Below are 16,222 nucleotides of genomic sequence, written 5' to 3'. Positions count from 1 at the left end.
GTGGCCGATCCGATGAGCGCCATCACCGATGCGTTCACCAGCTTTCTCTTCGGAAAGGTGGAGACGACGCGGCTGCCCGTGCGCACCTCCACCGGCCAGGCCCAGGCCGTCTACCTCCCCACCGCGGCCCCCGGCCTCGGCGACTCCGGCGTGGTCATCGGCCGTGAGGTCTACTCCGGCAAGGGCTATATCTACGACCCCTTCCAGCTCTACGGCCAGCAGCTGCCGGCCCCCCACTGGCTGGTGCTGGGCGAGTCCGGTAACGGCAAGTCGGCCCTGGAGAAGACCTACGTCCTGCGCCAGCTGCGGTTCCGCGACCGCCAGGTGGTGGTGCTGGACGCCCAGGGCGAGGACGGCGTCGGCGAGTGGAACCTCATCGCGCAGGAGCTGGGGATAACGCCCATCCGGCTCGACCCCATGGCGGCCCTGGACGGCGGTATCCGTCTGAACCCCCTGGACCCGGCGATCACCACGACCGGTCAGCTCGCCCTGCTCCGCACGATCATCGAGGTCGCGATGGGGCACGGGCTCGACGAGCGCTCCGGCTTCGCCCTGAAGGTCGCGCACGCCTATGTCAACGAGACCGTCGTCGACCGCCAGCCGGTGCTGACCGACATCGTGGAGCAGTTGCGCCACCCCGAGGAGGAGTCGGCGGCGGCGATGAACGTCGATATAGACGACGTACGGGCCTGGGGCCTCGATGTCGCCCTGGTGCTGGACCGGCTGGTCGACGGTGATCTGCGCGGTATGTTCGACGGCCCCACCACGGCCGGAATCGATCTGGACTCACCCCTGATCGTCTTCGACCTGTCCCATATCGATCGCAACTCGATCGCGATGCCGATCCTGATGGCCATCGTGGGCGTCTGGCTGGAGCACACCTGGATCCGTCCCGACCGTAAGAAGCGCATCTTCCTGGTCGAGGAGGCGTGGCACATCATCAACTCGCCCTTCGTCGCCCAGCTCTTCCAGCGGCTGCTGAAGTTCGGGCGGCGGCTCGGTCTGTCGTTCGTCGCCGTCGTCCACCATCTCTCCGACGTGGTCGACGGCGCGGCGGCCCGGGAAGCCGCGGCCATCCTCAAGATGGCCTCCACCCGGACGATCTACGCCCAGAAGGCGGACGAGGCACGGGCCACCGGCCGCGTCCTGGGCCTGCCCCGCTGGGCCGTCGAGATCATCCCCACGCTGTCCCCCGGTATCGCGGTATGGGACGTCAACGGCAACGTACAGGTCGTCAAACACCTGATCACCGAGGCCGAGCGGCCCCTCGTCTACACCGACCGGGCGATGACGGAGGACGCCCTGGCCGTACAGATGGAGGTCGAGGCGGAGGCCGAGGAGCGCGCCGCCGCGGCGGTCGAGGCGGCGGAGGCGGACACCTACGGCGGGCCGTCGTACGGGTCCACGGTGGCGTGAGATGGCAGCGGGACAGAATCACGGCGGGCCCGCGGAGCACGGAGGGCCCCCGTCCGCGGAACGCGGCATTCCGGACGGCCTGCTGATCGGCGCCATCGCCCTCCTGCTGGGCACGCTCGGCCTGATGTGGTCGGCGACCGGGCTGTCCGGGCTCTTCGCCCGCGGCGCCTGGCCGGACAACCTGACCTTCATGCGCGCACCGGTGGCGCTGCGCCATCTGCTCCAGGAGCCCCAGGATCTGGCGGCGGCCTGGCCCGACACCCCGAAGGACCAGCTGTCGGGGTACGGGCTGTTCTGGGGCATCTTCATCAGTGAGCTGATGGTGCTGATCGTCCTGACGATCTTCGTGATGGGCACCCTGGCCCGCTACCGGACGGTCCGCGCCCAGCGCCGCGTCGCCCGCGCGACCGCCCGCGCGAATGCGGCGGAGGCGAAGCGGCTCGGCCTCAAGGACACGAGGACCGCGAAGGACGGCACCGCGCCGCCACCGGTCAACGGTACGGGCGTGGAGGCGGCCCCTGGCGTCGAGGTGCCCCCTCCGCCCGCTCCGTCCGTCACCGGCCCCGGCAGCGTCTCAGCGGCCCCAGGAGCCGCCTCCCCCAGACCTTCTGAGGGTTCGCCCGGCACCGCCGCTCCGGACCGCCCCAGTGGGCTCCCCGCGCCGGGCCCGACCGAGACGGTCCCCGGCGACGGCGCCATCGCACCCGCCGCCGGTCACCGACACCCGACCGAGGCCATCGCCGCCGAAGCGTCCGCCGGAACGGGCCCCGAGCCGTACCCCCACATCACCGAGCAGAGAGCCGCCGCACAGGACGCCCCCACCGGGAGCACGACCACTCCCCCGGCCCAGGACGACCTGTACGCCCCGCTCGACCCGACATCCGCGCCACAACCGCTCCCCACTCCTCGCAGCGGCCCGCTGACGTCGGCCGCCCGCCCCGACGGGGAGCTGGCCCGCTCCCGTGTCCTCTTCGGCGCCCAGCGCGGGGAGTCCGCGGCCCACACCGTCCTGGAGGCCGTCGGTCCCGTCCTCGTCGTCACCAGCGATCCCAAGCTCTGGACCACGACCAAGGACGCCCGCGCCAAGCTCGGCCCCACCCATGTCTTCGACCCCTCCCATCTGCTCGACACCCCCGCCCGGCTGCGCTGGAACCCGGCGGTGGACTGCGGCTCCCGCGATATCGCGGCCGCCCGCGCCACCGCCCTCCTCGCCCCCGTACGGCCCATGCACGCCATGGACCGGCCCCTGGCGGAGGCCGCGGAGACGATGCTCCGCTGCTGGCTGCACGCCGCAGCGGTGGACGGCCGGCCGTTCCGCCATGTGCACCGCTGGGCACAGGGCAGTTCGGCCCACGAGCCCGTAAAGATCCTCCGTACGCATCCCAAGGCGGCGGGCGGCGCGGCCGGCGAGTTGGAGGCCACGCTCACCGCGCACCGCGAACGCCGCGACATGGCCCAGGAGCTGACCGCCCGTGCCCTCGGCGCGCTCTCGTCGATCCACATCCGGGACGCCTGCAATCCGGGTCGCGCCGACACGCTCGCACTGGAGTCATTCGTCGCCGAAGGGGGAACCCTGTATCTGATGGGCGAATCCATCGAGGACCCCCGAACCCAGCCGGGTGCGATGCCGCTGCTGACCGCACTCGCCTCACACGTGGTCGAGCACGGCCGGCGCATGGCCGAACGGTCATCCTCCGGTCGGCTCGACCCACCACTGACCCTCGTCCTGGACGACGTCGCCGCCGTGGCCCCGCTCCCGGCACTCCCCGACCTCCTCGCCCAGGGCGCGGACCAGGGCCTCCCCACACTGGCCCTGATGCGCTCCCAGGAACAGGCCCGAGCCCGCTGGCCGCACCGCTCCCTGGCGGGCCAGGAGTCGCACTGACGGCCGCACACCCCGCCGATTCTTCCGGTCAGCCGTCCCCGGGCGCGCCTTTGGGCGAGGGCCTCGCGCCCGGTCGTACGGATCACCGTCGCCTCGGACGCCGTCGCCTCGTTCCGTGCGTTGACCTCCAGTGCCCCCGCGTGCAGGACCATCAGCGACACCTGGTGCGCCACGATGTCGTGCATATCTCGCGCGATCCCGGCCCGTTCCTGAGCGCGCGCCTCCTCGACGCGGGCGGCCCGCTCCCGCAGGCCCTTGAGGACGTCACGGCGCGCACCGATCCACAGGCCGATCGCCAGCGGGAGCCAGACGAACACAGCTGGGAAAGGAAAGGGGAGCTCAACGCAAAAATGCCTCGGCCCCGAGCACTGTGTACTCGGGACCGAGGCTAAAATTTGTTCGGCGGCGTCCTACTCTCCCACAGGGTCCCCCCTGCAGTACCATCGGCGCTGAAAGGCTTAGCTTCCGGGTTCGGAATGTAACCGGGCGTTTCCCTAACGCTATAACCACCGAAACACTATGAAGTTGAACCGGACCCAGCCCACACAAAGGGAGCGGTCGGACGGTTCATTGCTTCAGAACCAACACAGTGGACGCGAGCACCTGAGGACAAGCCCTCGGCCTATTAGTACCAGTCAACTCCACCGGTCACCCGGCTTCCATATCTGGCCTATCAACCCAGTCGTCTACTGGGAGCCTTAACCCATCAAGTGGGTGGGAGCCCTCATCTCGAAGCAGGCTTCCCGCTTAGATGCTTTCAGCGGTTATCCCTCCCGAACGTAGCCAACCAGCCATGCCCTTGGCAGAACAACTGGCACACCAGAGGTTCGTCCGTCCCGGTCCTCTCGTACTAGGGACAGCCCTTCTCAAGACTCCTACGCGCACAGCGGATAGGGACCGAACTGTCTCACGACGTTCTAAACCCAGCTCGCGTACCGCTTTAATGGGCGAACAGCCCAACCCTTGGGACCGACTCCAGCCCCAGGATGCGACGAGCCGACATCGAGGTGCCAAACCATCCCGTCGATATGGACTCTTGGGGAAGATCAGCCTGTTATCCCCGGGGTACCTTTTATCCGTTGAGCGACGGCGCTTCCACAAGCCACCGCCGGATCACTAGTCCCGACTTTCGTCCCTGCTCGACCCGTCGGTCTCACAGTCAAGCTCCCTTGTGCACTTACACTCAACACCTGATTGCCAACCAGGCTGAGGGAACCTTTGGGCGCCTCCGTTACCCTTTAGGAGGCAACCGCCCCAGTTAAACTACCCACCAGACACTGTCCCTGATCCGGATCACGGACCCAGGTTAGACATCCAGCACGACCAGAGTGGTATTTCAACAACGACTCCCCCTGAACTGGCGTCCAGAGTTCACAGTCTCCCACCTATCCTACACAAGCCGAACCGAACACCAATATCAAGCTGTAGTAAAGGTCCCGGGGTCTTTCCGTCCTGCTGCGCGAAACGAGCATCTTTACTCGTAATGCAATTTCACCGGGCCTATGGTTGAGACAGTCGAGAAGTCGTTACGCCATTCGTGCAGGTCGGAACTTACCCGACAAGGAATTTCGCTACCTTAGGATGGTTATAGTTACCACCGCCGTTTACTGGCGCTTAAGTTCTCAGCTTCGCGGGATCGAAATCCCACTAACCGGTCCCCTTAACGTTCCAGCACCGGGCAGGCGTCAGTCCGTATACATCGCCTTACGGCTTCGCACGGACCTGTGTTTTTAGTAAACAGTCGCTTCTCGCTGGTCTCTGCGGCCACCACCAGCTCACACCGCAAGGGTGATCACCAGCAATGGCCCCCCTTCTCCCGAAGTTACGGGGGCATTTTGCCGAGTTCCTTAACCATAGTTCACCCGAACGCCTCGGTATTCTCTACCTGACCACCTGAGTCGGTTTAGGGTACGGGCCGCCATGAAACTCGCTAGAGGCTTTTCTCGACAGCATAGGATCATCCACTTCACCACAATCGGCTCGGCATCAGGTCTCACCCTTAAATGAGGGACGGATTTACCTACCCCTCGGGCTACACCCTTACCCCGGGACAACCACCGCCCGGGCTGGACTACCTTCCTGCGTCACCCCATCACTCACCTACTACAGGTCTGGTCCGTCGGCTCCACCACTCCCCTTTGCCCGAAGGCTCCGGGGCGGCTTCACGGACTTAGCATCGCCTGGTTCGGCGTTGGCGCTTCAAAGCGGGTACCGGAATATCAACCGGTTGTCCATCGACTACGCCTGTCGGCCTCGCCTTAGGTCCCGACTTACCCTGGGCAGATCAGCTTGACCCAGGAACCCTTAGTCAATCGGCGCACACGTTTCTCACGTGTGTATCGCTACTCATGCCTGCATTCTCACTCGTGAACCATCCACAACTCGCTTACACGGCTGCTTCACCCGGCACACGACGCTCCCCTACCCATCACAGCCCCCGTTAGAGGTAAATGCTGCAATGACACGACTTCGGCGGTACGCTTGAGCCCCGCTACATTGTCGGCGCGGAATCACTTGACCAGTGAGCTATTACGCACTCTTTCAAGGATGGCTGCTTCTAAGCCAACCTCCTGGTTGTCTCTGCGACTCCACATCCTTTCCCACTTAGCGTACGCTTAGGGGCCTTAGTCGATGCTCTGGGCTGTTTCCCTCTCGACCATGGAGCTTATCCCCCACAGTCTCACTGCCGCGCTCTCACTTACCGGCATTCGGAGTTTGGCTAAGGTCAGTAACCCGGTAGGGCCCATCGCCTATCCAGTGCTCTACCTCCGGCAAGAAACACACGACGCTGCACCTAAATGCATTTCGGGGAGAACCAGCTATCACGGAGTTTGATTGGCCTTTCACCCCTAACCACAGGTCATCCCCCAGGTTTTCAACCCTGGTGGGTTCGGTCCTCCACGAAGTCTTACCTCCGCTTCAACCTGCCCATGGCTAGATCACTCCGCTTCGGGTCTTGAGCGCGCTACTCTATCGCCCTATTCGGACTCGCTTTCGCTACGGCTTCCCCACACGGGTTAACCTCGCAACACACCGCAAACTCGCAGGCTCATTCTTCAAAAGGCACGCAGTCACGACCGTGCTCCGAAGAACACGGCGACGCTCCCACGGCTTGTAGGCACACGGTTTCAGGTACTATTTCACTCCGCTCCCGCGGTACTTTTCACCATTCCCTCACGGTACTATCCGCTATCGGTCACCAGGGAATATTTAGGCTTAGCGGGTGGTCCCGCCAGATTCACACGGGATTTCTCGGGCCCCGTGCTACTTGGGAAATACACAAGAGAGCCGTACAGATTTCAGCTACGGGGGTCTTACCCTCTACGCCGGGCCTTTCGCATGCCCTTCGCCTAACCATACGGTTTCTGACTCTCCGACCGGCCGGCAGACCGATCCAGCACACTCCCACAACCCCGCATGCGCAACCCCTGCCGGGTATCACACACATACGGTTTAGCCTCATCCAGTTTCGCTCGCCACTACTCCCGGAATCACGGTTGTTTTCTCTTCCTGCGGGTACTGAGATGTTTCACTTCCCCGCGTTCCCTCCACATACCCTATGTGTTCAGGTATGGGTGACAGCCCATGACGACTGCCGGGTTTCCCCATTCGGACACCCCCGGATCAAAGCTCGGTTGACAGCTCCCCGGGGCCTATCGCGGCCTCCCACGTCCTTCATCGGTTCCTGGTGCCAAGGCATCCACCGTGCGCCCTTAAAAACTTGGCCACAGATGCTCGCGTCCACTGTGCAGTTCTCAAACAACGACCCGTACCCCGTCACCCACACCCATAGCGTGGTACACCGGGACCGGTCGAAGGGACAAGCATTTCTGCCCGTACCCTCAGACACCCAACAGCGTGCCCGACACCATCCGTCCGCTTGCTCTGTGTTCCACGCCGAAGCAGTACTAACAGAGGAAGCATCCGAAACAATGCCGAGTAGTCAACGTTCCACCCATGAGCAACCGTGCAAGACACTTGCTTGCAGTCGGCTATGTGCTCCTTAGAAAGGAGGTGATCCAGCCGCACCTTCCGGTACGGCTACCTTGTTACGACTTCGTCCCAATCGCCAGTCCCACCTTCGACGGCTCCCTCCACAAGGGTTGGGCCACCGGCTTCGGGTGTTACCGACTTTCGTGACGTGACGGGCGGTGTGTACAAGGCCCGGGAACGTATTCACCGCAGCAATGCTGATCTGCGATTACTAGCGACTCCGACTTCATGGGGTCGAGTTGCAGACCCCAATCCGAACTGAGACCGGCTTTTTGAGATTCGCTCCACCTCACGGCTTCGCAGCTCATTGTACCGGCCATTGTAGCACGTGTGCAGCCCAAGACATAAGGGGCATGATGACTTGACGTCGTCCCCACCTTCCTCCGAGTTGACCCCGGCAGTCTCCTGTGAGTCCCCATCACCCCGAAAGGCATGCTGGCAACACAGAACAAGGGTTGCGCTCGTTGCGGGACTTAACCCAACATCTCACGACACGAGCTGACGACAGCCATGCACCACCTGTACACCGACCACAAGGGGGACCCTGTCTCCAGGGTTTTCCGGTGTATGTCAAGCCTTGGTAAGGTTCTTCGCGTTGCGTCGAATTAAGCCACATGCTCCGCCGCTTGTGCGGGCCCCCGTCAATTCCTTTGAGTTTTAGCCTTGCGGCCGTACTCCCCAGGCGGGGAACTTAATGCGTTAGCTGCGGCACGGACAACGTGGAATGTCGCCCACACCTAGTTCCCAACGTTTACGGCGTGGACTACCAGGGTATCTAATCCTGTTCGCTCCCCACGCTTTCGCTCCTCAGCGTCAGTATCGGCCCAGAGATCCGCCTTCGCCACCGGTGTTCCTCCTGATATCTGCGCATTTCACCGCTACACCAGGAATTCCGATCTCCCCTACCGAACTCTAGCCTGCCCGTATCGAATGCAGACCCGGGGTTAAGCCCCGGGCTTTCACATCCGACGCGACAAGCCGCCTACGAGCTCTTTACGCCCAATAATTCCGGACAACGCTTGCGCCCTACGTATTACCGCGGCTGCTGGCACGTAGTTAGCCGGCGCTTCTTCTGCAGGTACCGTCACTTTCGCTTCTTCCCTGCTGAAAGAGGTTTACAACCCGAAGGCCGTCATCCCTCACGCGGCGTCGCTGCATCAGGCTTTCGCCCATTGTGCAATATTCCCCACTGCTGCCTCCCGTAGGAGTCTGGGCCGTGTCTCAGTCCCAGTGTGGCCGGTCGCCCTCTCAGGCCGGCTACCCGTCGTCGCCTTGGTAGGCCATCACCCCACCAACAAGCTGATAGGCCGCGGGCTCATCCTGCACCGCCGGAGCTTTCCACGCGTATCCCATGCGGGAACGCGTCGTATCCGGTATTAGACCCCGTTTCCAGGGCTTGTCCCAGAGTGCAGGGCAGATTGCCCACGTGTTACTCACCCGTTCGCCACTAATCCCCGGCCGAAACCGGTTCATCGTTCGACTTGCATGTGTTAAGCACGCCGCCAGCGTTCGTCCTGAGCCAGGATCAAACTCTCCGTGAATGCTTCCGGGCTATCCCGGCAAACACTGCACGAGAGCGGAACCACCAGAGGAATAATCCGATGGTTCACAGCGTCCTCGCTGTGTTTTTTCTTCAAAGGAACCTCGTCCACGAGTGGACGGGGTATCAACATATCTGGCGTTGACTTTTGGCACGCTGTTGAGTTCTCAAGGAACGGACGCTTCCTTTGAAACCGTTTCACCGGTTTCTCCGGGCGCTTCCCTTCGGTGTTTCCAACCTTACCAGATCCGATTTCCGGTCGTTTCCGATCCGAATTCCGTTTCCGGCCCCCTGCTGGAGCGGAGTCTTTCGCGCCTTCCGGCGTGTCCACTACTTTAGCGGATTCCCCCGGATGCTCATAATCGAGTTCCCCGGTCCGAATTCCGGCATGCCGAAATCCATCCCGATGAGGGGCCGTGCAGTAGTGGTTTGCCGCCGGTGCGGCTCGAGTGCCGACCGTTGAACCATTAAGGCTCCGTGGCAGCTCGGAGTACATTACGGATCGCCCGGACCCGTGTCAACCTCGGCTAGGCCGAATGCCTCAGTCGAGGTCGCTCAGCCGTCCATCGGCGTCGGGTTGGTCCTCCTCCACCCGGCGCAACACACGGGTGAGCATCTCGCCGAGAGCCCCGCGCTCCTCGCTGGAGAGGTCCTGGAGAAGGTCCGCCTCGAAGACCGTGGCCTGGCGCATCGCCTCGACCCACTTCTCCCGGCCATTCGGGGTCAGCTCGACGATGACGCGGACGCGGTTGTCCGCATCACGCTCACGGGTGACCAGGCCCTCGTTCACCATGCGATCGATGCGGTGGGTCATGGCGGCGGGCGTGAGGCCCAGCCGCTTGGCCAGGTCGCCGGGGCCCAGGCGATAGGGAGCCCCGGAGAGGACGAGCACCTTGAGGACCTCCCACTCGGAGTTGCTGATCCCCAGCGTGGCCGACTGGCGGCCGTAGGCGACGTTCATTCGCCGGGTGAGCCGGCTGAGCGCGCTGACGACCTGCTCCACCTGAGGGTCCAGGTCCTGGAACTCACGCTGGTAGGCCGCGATCTGCTCTTCGAGGCTCAGCAGGTCGTCCGGGTCGGGGGTCTCCGCCATGTGCGGAGTATGACACGAAACTCATTGGCGCTGAAGTCCTTCACTCTGTACTCTTAAGCATTGAAGTTTAGCTTCGAAGTCTTCAGACATCGATCCTCCGGGCTGACCCGCTGGTCAGGCCCGTAGTCCTTTGATCCTTCTCGACCTAGGTAGGTGAGTGTGACCACCGCGATGGGCGCAGCGCTGCGCCGTATCCAGCTGGGCAACGCGCTGAGCGCGTTCGGCAACGGCTTCACGGTCCCGTTCCTCTTCGTCTATGTGGCGCAGGTGCGGGACCTCGGCGCGAATACCGCGGGCATGGTGCTCGCGACGTTCGCCGTGGCCGCGCTTGCCGTGCTGCCCTTCATCGGTCGGGTGATCGACCGGCGAGGGCCGCTGTCCGTTGCCGTCGCGGGCGCGGTCGCCGCCGCTGTCGGATCGATGGGGCTCGGGCTGGCGGCGAGCGAGCCGCTGGTCATCGCCGCGGCCGGAGTGCTGGGCGCGGGCATGGCGGCCATACAGCCGGCGCTGGCCACGCTGATCGTCTGGTGCTCGACGCCGATCACCCGGTCGCGGGCCTTCGCCACTCAGTTCTTCCTCGGCAATCTGGGTCTCGGCGTCGGCGGGCTGCTCGGTGGGCTGCTGGTGGACACCTCCGCCGCCTCGAGCTTTGTGCGGCTCTTCGCGATCGACGCGGTGATGTTCCTGGTGCTCGGCGCGGCCGTGGCGACCGTAAGGCTGGAGCGGACGCCGGTGTTCGACGACCCGGTGCCGACCGTCGATGAGCGGCTCGGCGGCTCCGGCGGCTGGCGTGCCCTGCTCGGCCACCGCGCCATGGTGCAGCTGTGCGCGCTGGGCTTCGTCATGTTCTTCGCCTGCTACGGCCAGTTCGAGTCCGGGCTGTCGGCGTTCGCGGTGGATGTGGCCCGGATATCGCCGTCGATGCTGGGCATCGCCCTGGCCGCGAACACGGCGGCGATCGTGCTGGCGCAGTTCGTCGTGCTCAAGCTGGTCGAGCGGCGGCGGCGCAGCCGGGTGATGGCGCTGGTCGGGCTGGTCTGGACGGTGGCGTGGTGCGTCGCCGGGACCGCCGGGCTGATACCCGGGAGCCAGGCCGTCGGCGTCACCGCGATCATCTCTGCGTACGCGCTCTTCGGGCTCGGTGAGGCCATGCTGTCGCCGACCGTCGCGCCGCTGGTCGCCGATCTGGCGCCGCCGTCGGCACTCGGTCAGTACAACTCGGCATTCGCACTGGTCAAGCAGCTGGCCCTGGCGGTGGGTCCGGCGGCCGGCGGGCTGATGGCGGGCGCCGGGCTGTACGGGGCGTACATCGTGACGCTGATCGTCTGCTCGCTCGGCATCACCGCGCTCGCGCTGATGCTCGGCAGGCGGCTCACGGCCGAGCAGGACAATCCGCTGCGGGCGGTCGCCGGAGCCGCGGTGCCCGCGCCGCGGGCGGCCTCGTCGGACGAGGTGGCCACCGCGGCCTGACCCGGCCGGGCATGCGGCCTGACCCGACATTCCGTCATCGCCCTGGCGCGGCGAAGGAGCCCATCGGCTCCGCCGTGCCAGGGCGATCTGTCGATCGGGGGCGGTCGTGTCCCCGCTCAGGCCCGTGCTGCCGGGCCCCGTGGAGCCAGGCCCCGTGGAGCCAGGCCCTGTCCGGCGGATCTTTAGCCCGCCGGCAGGGCGAACTCGCACCACACCGCCTTGCCGCCGCCCGGGGTGCGGCGTGAGCCCCAGGACGAGGCGATGGTCGCGACGATCGAGATGCCGCGTCCGGCCTCGTCCACCGGTTCGGCCCGGCGGCGGCGCGGCAGATGCTCATCGCCGTCCGTCACCTCGATGATCAGGCGGCGGTCGGTGCGGCGCAGCCGCAGCCGCATGGGCGGTGTGCCGTGCTGGAGGGAGTTGGCGACGAGTTCGCTGGCGGCGAGCACGCCCAGATCGCGCAGCTCCATGGGGAAGCGCCAGCTGGCGAGGACCCCCGAGGCGAAGGCCCGGGCGCGCGGTGCGGCCTCCACCCCGCCGAGGAGCTCCAGTGCGGCGTTGTGGAAGAGCTCCGCGTCGTGCCCCGTACGGGCGGGGTGCTGGAGGACCAGCACCGCCACATCGTCGTCGTGCTCCGCGGTGATGCCCAGGGCCCTGATGAGGCGGTCGCACATCACCTGGGGCGAGCCGGTCGCGCCCGCGAAGACGCGCTCGAGCGCGGCCACTCCGTCGTAGATGTCCTTGTCCCGCCGCTCCACCAGGCCGTCGGTGTAGAGGACCGCGCTGGCCCCGGGGCCGAGCGGGACCGAGCCGGTGGTGTGCAGCCAGCCGCCGGTGCCGAGCGGCGGTCCGGTGGGCTCGGAGGCGCGGCGCACGGTGCCGTCCGGGTCGCGGACCAGGATCGGCAGATGGCCCGCGGAGGCGTAGACGAGGCGGTTCTCGTTGGGGTCGTGGACGGCGTAGACGCACGTGGCGATCTGGTGGGGGTCGATCTCGGCGGCCAGGCCGTCGAGGAGTTGCAGGACCTCGTGCGGCGGGAGGTCGAGCCGGGCGTAGGCGCGGACGGCGGTGCGCAGCTGGCCCATGACGGCGGCCGCCCGCACCCCGCGGCCCATGACGTCGCCGATGACGAGGGCGGTGCGGCCGGCGCCCAGGGTGATGACGTCGTACCAGTCGCCGCCCACCGCCGCGTCCGTGCCGCCGGGCTGGTAGGTGGCGGCCACCCGCAGATCGTCGGGCTGCTCCAGCCCCTGGGGGAGGAGGCTGCGCTGGAGGGTTACGGCGGCCTCGCGCTGGAGGCGCTCGCTGGCGCGCAGCCGCTCCGCGGATTCGACCTGGTCGGTGACGTCGGCCCCGAAGACGAGCACGCCGCGGACCGGCTCGGTGGCCGGGCCGGGGTCGGTGGCGACGGTCTCGACGGCGACCGTCTCCGGCACGGCGACGGCCTTACGGACGGCACCATCCCGGATCGGGCCGTCCACCGGCAATCCGTCCACGGGCGTTCCGTCGACCGGTGTTCCGTCCACGGCCCCCTCCCCCGCCCGCCCGTCCGCCGGCCGCGCGGGGGTGATGACCTTCGGCGCGGCCATCTCGATCGGGGAGCAGGTGAAGGTGTAGTAGCCGTGGCGGGACCGGCCGGGGCCGGGGGCCGCGCCCTCCTGCCGCGGCCCGGGCGTGGTCGCCGGGCCGCCCGCGGGCACCCGCCGCGACTTGACCGTACGGGGCTTGCCGCTGCGCAGGACCTGGTCCATGAGCGGCAGCAGCCCCAGCTCCCTCAGCTCGGGCAGGGCCTGGCCGGCGGGTGTGCCGGGGGTCCGGGAGCCGAAGAGCCCGACATAGGTGTCGTTGAGATAGGCGATGCGGTGCTCGGGACCGTAGACCACCGCGACCAGCGCCGGCACCTGGCCGAGGAGGTCATGGGCGGACAGCCCGTCGAGGGTCGGGACGGCGGCGGGCGGCGCGGCGTCGCAGGGGGCGGCAGCGGGAGGCTCACCGCGCCCCGAGGGGTCGGCGCTCTCGCCCCGGGCCGCCGGGACGGAGCCGCCGCCCGCGGCGGCCGCGGGCTTCGGCCGCCGCGCACCGCGGTCTGCCCGGGCGGCGATGCGTCGCTGGGTTCGGGGGAGCCGGGCGCTCCAGCGCGTGAAGTTCACTGCGGATTACCTCGTGGGGTGGTGGCTGAGCGGCGCGCCGGCGCGGGATCGGGGAGAGGGGTGCGGGTACGGGGGACGGCCCCCAGGGGAATGCAGCAAACTTCCGAATCCTCGCGATTGTCACTCTTTGCAGATACGAGCCCACCCATGGTCACACGACCAGTGTGGCCGACCGGACTGACATCCGTGAGACGCCGATCGTGGGAGGGGAGTTCCCGGCTCCACCCCGATCGGCTCAACTGGCCCCGGGATGGCGACCGGTGTCCGCCGCGAGTTTGAACTCGGCGCGCGGGTTCTCCAGCGATCCCAGGGAGACGATCTCGCGTTTGAACAGCCCCGACAGAATCCATTCGGACAGCACGCGTGCCTTACGGTTGAACGTCGGCACCCGGCTGAGGTGGTAGACGCGGTGCATGAACCACGCCGGGTAGCCCTTCAACTTACGCCCGTAGACGTGTGCGACCCCTCTGTGGAGCCCCAGGGAGGCCACGGAGCCCGCGTACTTGTGCGCGTAGTCCGTGAGCGGCTGGCCCGCGATCGCTGCGGCCACGTTCTCGGCGAGGACCTTGGCCTGGCGCACGGCGTGCTGTGCGTTGGGGGCGCAGACCGCATCGGGCCGGTCGGCCGTCAGGTCGGGCACCGACGCGGCGTCCCCGGCCGACCAGGCGTGCTCCACGCCCTCGACCTGGAGCGCCGCGGTGCATTTGAGCCGGCCGCGCTCGTTCAGGGGCAGATCGGTGGCGGCGAGGATCGGGTGCGGTTTGACGCCCGCGGTCCACACGAGCGTGCGGGTGGGGAACCGCGAGCCGTCACTCAGTGCGGCGACCCGGTCGGCGCAGGAGTCCAGGCGGGTCTCCAGCCGTACGTCGATATTGCGGCCGCGCAGCTCCCGGACGGCGTACTTGCCCATCTCCTCGCCGACCTCCGGAAGGATCCGGTCGGTGGCCTCGACGAGGATCCACTTCAGGTCTTCGGGGGCGATGTTGTGGTAGTAACGGACGGCGTACCGGGCCATGTCCTCCAGCTCACCGAGCGCCTCGACGCCCGCATATCCGCCGCCGACGAAGACGAAGGTCAGCGCCGCGTCGCGGACGTCCGGGTCCCGGGTCGAGGAGGCGATGTCCAGCTGTTCGAGGACGTGGTTGCGCAGGCCGATGGCCTCCTCGACGGTCTTGAAGCCGATGCCGAACTCGGCGAGGCCGGGCACCGGGAGGGCGCGGGACACGGATCCGGGGGCCAGCACCAGCTCGTCGTAGTGGATGTCGACCGTGCCGGTGCCCTCTTCCTCCGTGGCGAGGGTTCTCACGGTCGCGGTGCGTTTGCCGTGGTGGATCGCGGTGGCCTCGCCGATGACGACGGTGCAGTCGGGCAGCACCCGCCGCAACGGCACCACCACATGGCGGGGCGAGATCGATCCGGCCGCCGCCTCGGGCAGGAACGGCTGGTAGGTCATGTACGGCTCGGGGTCCACCACGATGACCTGCACGCCGCCGTGCCTCAGCTCCCGCTTCAGCTTTCGCTGGAGGCGCAGCGCGGCGTACATCCCGACGTAGCCACCACCGATAACGAGAATGCGCGCTGGTTCCTTCACCCTCCCATGAGGCACGCGCGACCGCGGTTTGTCCACAGGCCCGACGAATTGTGTGACCGGACGGCTCACTCGGCCCCGAGCCGACGAATCGGTTACACGTACGAAATGTCCGCAGGTCAGCCCCGGGATGCGTGGGGGCGGGCGAGCGGACAGTCGGAAAGAGGCGGTCTGCTGCTCTGATCGAGGGGCGTTCTGTCCCGAGCTACCCTCTTCTTTCTTGACCTGCGCTCAACTATGTTCGTACTTCGTCGGGGTTGTGACTGCCTCGACAGTCTGGGCGGGGAGTCTCCGGGGGGAGACATCATTACCGGGGGATCACTTATGCACCTTCAGGGTTCGTCATGGTCCGCAGCCGTCGCGTCGTCGGACGGAAACGGCGGACGGAACACACCGTTGCGCGTGGACGCGCAGCGCAATCTGGAGCACGTCCTGCGGGCGGCGCGCGAGGTCTTCGGTGAGCTGGGGTACGGGGCTCCGATGGAAGACGTGGCGCGCCGGGCGCGGGTAGGGGTGGGCACCGTCTATCGGCGGTTCCCCAGCAAGGACGTGCTGGTGCGCCGCATAGCCGAGGAGGAGACGGCAAGGCTGACCGATCAGGCGCGGGCGGCGCTGGGTCAGGAGAACGAGCCGTGGTCGGCGCTGGCCCGGTTCCTGCGTACCTCGGTGGCGTCCGGCGCGGGTCGGCTGCTGCCGCCGCAGGTGCTGCGGGTCGGGGTCGACGTGGAGACCGAGATCCGGCTGCCGCAGCAGCGGCAGGCGGCGTTAGCCGCACCGGCTCAGCCGGAGCTCCGGCTGGTCGAGCGGCCGATGGTCGCCGAGGACGAGCCGGACGACACGGGCGCCGCGGCGCTGCTGGAGGTCGTCGGGCAACTGGTGGAGCGGGCACGGGCGGCGGGCGAGCTGCGCCCGGATGTGACGGTGGCCGATGTGCTGCTGGTGATCGCCACGGCGGCGCCCTCGCTGCCGGACGCGGCGCAGCAGGCGGCGGCCTCGGCCCGGCTGTTGGACATCCTGCTGGACGGGCTGCGGTCGCGCCCCATGGGGTGATGCCGTCGGCCCCGGAGCGAGACATGTGCTCGTCTTC

Annotated in this window: 7 protein-coding genes, 3 rRNA genes and 1 pseudogene; 4 read left to right on the top strand and 7 right to left on the bottom strand. The window is 66.9% G+C overall.

Annotation, left to right across the window (positions count from 1 at the left end; genetic code table 11):
- Positions 1 to 1,416, top strand: coding sequence for an ATP-binding protein (locus KHP12_RS28475; RefSeq protein WP_208653077.1), 1,416 nt, complete (start codon positions 1 to 3; stop codon positions 1,414 to 1,416).
- Position 1,417: 1 nt separating this feature from the next.
- Positions 1,418 to 3,301 (top strand): type IV secretory system conjugative DNA transfer family protein, encoded by a 1,884-nt coding sequence (locus KHP12_RS28470; RefSeq protein WP_211833897.1) that lies wholly within the window; start codon positions 1,418 to 1,420, stop codon positions 3,299 to 3,301.
- Positions 3,302 to 3,354: 53 nt separating this feature from the next.
- Here KHP12_RS28470 and KHP12_RS28465 read toward each other — a convergent pair.
- The 5 genes and pseudogenes from KHP12_RS28465 to KHP12_RS28445 all read right to left on the bottom strand — a co-directional run.
- Positions 3,355 to 3,618 (bottom strand): annotated as a pseudogene (locus KHP12_RS28465) (histidine kinase); the annotation flags it as partial.
- A gap of 80 nt (positions 3,619 to 3,698) precedes the next feature.
- Positions 3,699 to 3,815: ribosomal RNA gene (gene rrf / locus KHP12_RS28460) — 5S ribosomal RNA — on the bottom strand.
- Positions 3,816 to 3,906: 91 nt separating this feature from the next.
- Positions 3,907 to 7,028, bottom strand: a 23S ribosomal RNA gene (locus tag KHP12_RS28455).
- A 280-nt stretch (positions 7,029 to 7,308) separates the two neighbouring features.
- Positions 7,309 to 8,835, bottom strand: a 16S ribosomal RNA gene (locus KHP12_RS28450).
- Together the 16S, 23S and 5S rRNA genes form the textbook arrangement of a ribosomal RNA operon.
- Positions 8,836 to 9,375: 540 nt before the next feature.
- A complete protein-coding gene (locus KHP12_RS28445; RefSeq protein ID WP_086885791.1) occupies positions 9,376 to 9,927 on the bottom strand; it encodes a MarR family winged helix-turn-helix transcriptional regulator in 552 nt (183 codons plus the stop codon).
- Between the two features lie 159 nt (positions 9,928 to 10,086).
- Here KHP12_RS28445 and KHP12_RS28440 point away from each other — a divergent pair, with 159 nt between their 5' ends.
- Complete coding sequence (locus tag KHP12_RS28440) at positions 10,087 to 11,397, top strand: MFS transporter (protein WP_086885790.1); 1,311 nt, start codon at positions 10,087 to 10,089, stop codon at positions 11,395 to 11,397.
- 182 nt (positions 11,398 to 11,579) lie between these two features.
- Here the strand turns inward: KHP12_RS28440 and KHP12_RS28435 are convergent, their stop codons facing one another.
- Together KHP12_RS28435 and KHP12_RS28430 are read right to left on the bottom strand one after the other, a co-directional pair.
- Positions 11,580 to 13,547 (bottom strand): ATP-binding SpoIIE family protein phosphatase, encoded by a 1,968-nt coding sequence (locus KHP12_RS28435; protein WP_211833896.1) that lies wholly within the window; start codon positions 13,545 to 13,547, stop codon positions 11,580 to 11,582.
- 235 nt (positions 13,548 to 13,782) lie between these two features.
- Positions 13,783 to 15,138 carry an NAD(P)/FAD-dependent oxidoreductase gene (locus tag KHP12_RS28430; RefSeq protein ID WP_086885788.1) on the bottom strand — a complete coding sequence of 452 codons (1,356 nt, stop codon included), beginning with the start codon at positions 15,136 to 15,138 and terminating at the stop codon, positions 13,783 to 13,785.
- Positions 15,139 to 15,459: 321 nt separating this feature from the next.
- Between KHP12_RS28430 and KHP12_RS28425 the strand changes: the two genes are divergently transcribed.
- Positions 15,460 to 16,185, top strand: coding sequence for a TetR/AcrR family transcriptional regulator (locus KHP12_RS28425; RefSeq protein WP_037953341.1), 726 nt, complete (start codon positions 15,460 to 15,462; stop codon positions 16,183 to 16,185).
- Positions 16,186 to 16,222: the final 37 nt, after the last annotated feature.

It is taken from the genome of Streptomyces asiaticus (genome assembly GCF_018138715.1).
In the GTDB taxonomy this organism is placed as follows: Bacteria; Actinomycetota; Actinomycetes; order Streptomycetales; family Streptomycetaceae; genus Streptomyces; species Streptomyces asiaticus.
The sequence above is the reverse complement of the archived record's forward strand: the minus strand, read 5'-3'. Positions and strand labels throughout refer to the sequence as shown.

Excerpts from the sequence above, each read along its gene's own strand:
- KHP12_RS28470 (WP_211833897.1), top strand. The coding sequence starts at position 1,418 with ATGGCAGCGGGACAGAATCACGGCGGGCCCGCGGAGCACGGAGGGCCC.
- KHP12_RS28445 (WP_086885791.1), bottom strand. The coding sequence starts at position 9,927 with ATGGCGGAGACCCCCGACCCGGACGACCTGCTGAGCCTCGAAGAGCAG.
- KHP12_RS28425 (WP_037953341.1), top strand. The coding sequence starts at position 15,460 with ATGCACCTTCAGGGTTCGTCATGGTCCGCAGCCGTCGCGTCGTCGGAC.